Raw genomic sequence first — 2355 nt, forward strand, 5'->3', positions numbered from 1 at the left:
CCCAACCGGTCGCTCAAAACCCTGCCCCTCCGCAGACAACTCAAGCGGCTCCTCCCACACCTGCTGTTCCTGCTCCGCCCGTGATTTCTCAGGTGCCTTCTGTGGACCAGCTCAACCAACCCCAACTGCCGCCAGGGGTTGTCAATCCTGATGTTTCTCCGTTTCAAGGTCGAGCAATGGCTCCCCCGGCTGGAGATCTTGCCGTTGGCAGTATTATTCCAGCTCCTCCCCCGGTGGATTTGGGTTCAAATGCCAAGATCACTTTGACCTTAAGAGATGCTCCTGTAGGTGATGTGTTAAGCCTACTGGTGCGTCGAGCTGGGCTTAATGTAGTTCTCAATGATGTGCCTCCGGACTTGACGATTTCCCTAGATGTAGCTGACTCACCTCTACAAGAAACATTTAACTTTATTTTGCGCTTGAAGGAGCTTCAAGCGTCTCGCGTAGGGCAAACAGTTTTCATTGGTACTACACTCCCTGGGGTTGGCCAGCAGATCGTCAGGACGTACAGACTCAATCAACTGAGAATCGAAGAGGAGATCCAAAACTTTGATTTAACTGCTGCCGGTGCCGCAGGTGGAGGTGGAACAACTGAAATCACGGCTAGGCAGCTAGGTGTTACTCCGAGTGAAATTAGAAGCAGAATTCTAGCCATTTTGGAAGCATCAAACATTCCTTTGGCTCAGGAATCGGCCATTCAAGCAGATCCAAGAACGAATTCACTGACTATTGTTGCCACACCTACCCAACATGACGTAATAGCAGCATATCTTGCCCAAATTGATCTCAGAAGTCGACAGGTCTTGATTAGCGCCAGGTTTATCGAGATTAACCTTAACGACAACTCTGACTTAGGAGTTGCATTAGGTGGTGCATCTGGAAACTTTGCGCTGGGTTCTGGAGATAATACCACCTTTGGTGGAACTCCTCTTAGCCAACCCGAGGGATCCTCAGTTCCTAACGTTGGTTCGGTTCCGGCTCCAGCAACTGGGGGCTCACTTGTATTTAATACTTTAAACCGGCTCCAGCAGTCTCTTGCAGCTCGTATAAATGCATCTATTGCTTCGGGGACAGCTAAGATATTGGCCGATCCAAAAGTAGTCGTTGCCAACAACACCGGTGCGGCTGTTGTGGTTGGCCAAGAAGTCATTACCAACAGGAGAATACAAACGGATCCCGCAACAGGCCAGTCAGTAGTTGTTTTCGAGAAGGGAAACGCAGGAGTTAACTTGCTTATTCAAAATGTTAGGATTGACGATAATGGCTATGTTACGTTAAATCTCATTCCTCAGATTTCATCCATCGGTAGCCAAGTTACTTTGGCAGATGGCACCGTAATTAGCTTGCTGAACCAGCGTTCTGTTGGAACTTTGCAAACCAGACTGAAAGACAGAGAAACCCTATTTTTGGGAGGCTTGATACGAGAGGAGGATCGAGTATCTGTTGACAGGGTTCCACTGCTTTCTGAGATTCCTCTGCTGGGTTCTCTTTTTCGTAGGCAAAATACGATAAATGAGAGAACTGAAATTGTAGTCCTAATTACGCCGACAATTTTGGAGGACTGAAGGAAAATCTTTATCGCTGCAAGCCGCTTTCTTCCTGTTGAGCTAGTTACCTTCCTATAAAGACATCTTGGTTTAAATGCTAAGGTCAAGCTTTTCTTGCCGATTTTGGTTGAGACTGGGATCCCTGCTGCTGAGCTTGGCTCTGGCTGGGGCGCTGGCTTCGATTGACACAGGGTGGTCGCAAACCCATCGCCTTTCTCTACCAGTCCAGGGTCAGAGCTATCCACAGCTAGTCGAGCAATCACGCCCTTTGGTTTGGCGAGCTTTGGCGCAACAATTCCAAGCGCAGCCGCAGCCGGAGGAGATCACCTTGGAAGTACTAGGACAAGCCGGGGATCGGCAAGCTCCTCTGTTTACCGTGCGAATGCCTCGCAGCGTTTGGCAGCAGAACCCCTCACCTAGCCAACTGGAGCAACACACTACTTTCTATCCCGATGCGTTGGCTCTTTTACAACCGAGAGCACCGGTGCAGCAGGGTCAGGTAGAGTTTACTGCTCCCTCTGCAAATGGAACTACATTGGTCTCCAGCAATCCTTCCAATGGCCAAAGAGGGATCCCAATTGACCAAAGTATCCATCTGCGTTTTGATCGACAGCTTCCCGCCGGAATAACAGGTCTAGCCTTTGGGATTCAGCCCCCTGTGGAGGTGGCCTTTGACATTCGGGGAAACGAGCTGATCTTTCAACCTTTACAGCTACTCAGTTACAGCACCGATTACAGGGTGCTCCTGCCCGCAGCGGAAGAGCTGGATTTACAAAAGCCCATAGAATTGACTTTCCGCACTGAACCT

2 protein-coding genes are annotated in these 2355 nt (G+C 49.6%); both read left to right on the plus strand.

Annotated features, from left to right (window positions below):
- Window positions 1–1565 (plus strand): type II secretion system protein GspD (locus NW838_RS13825; protein WP_414428230.1); only part of this gene is annotated, 1565 nt, incomplete at its 5' end.
- Window positions 1566–1641: 76 nt separating this feature from the next.
- Window positions 1642–2355: Ig-like domain-containing protein (locus NW838_RS13830; protein ID WP_414428231.1), on the plus strand; the 714-nt coding region annotated here is incomplete at its 3' end.

The sequence above is a fragment of the Synechococcus sp. R55.2 genome (genome assembly GCF_047462075.1).
In the GTDB taxonomy this organism is placed as follows: Bacteria; Cyanobacteriota; Cyanobacteriia; order Thermostichales; family Thermostichaceae; genus Thermostichus.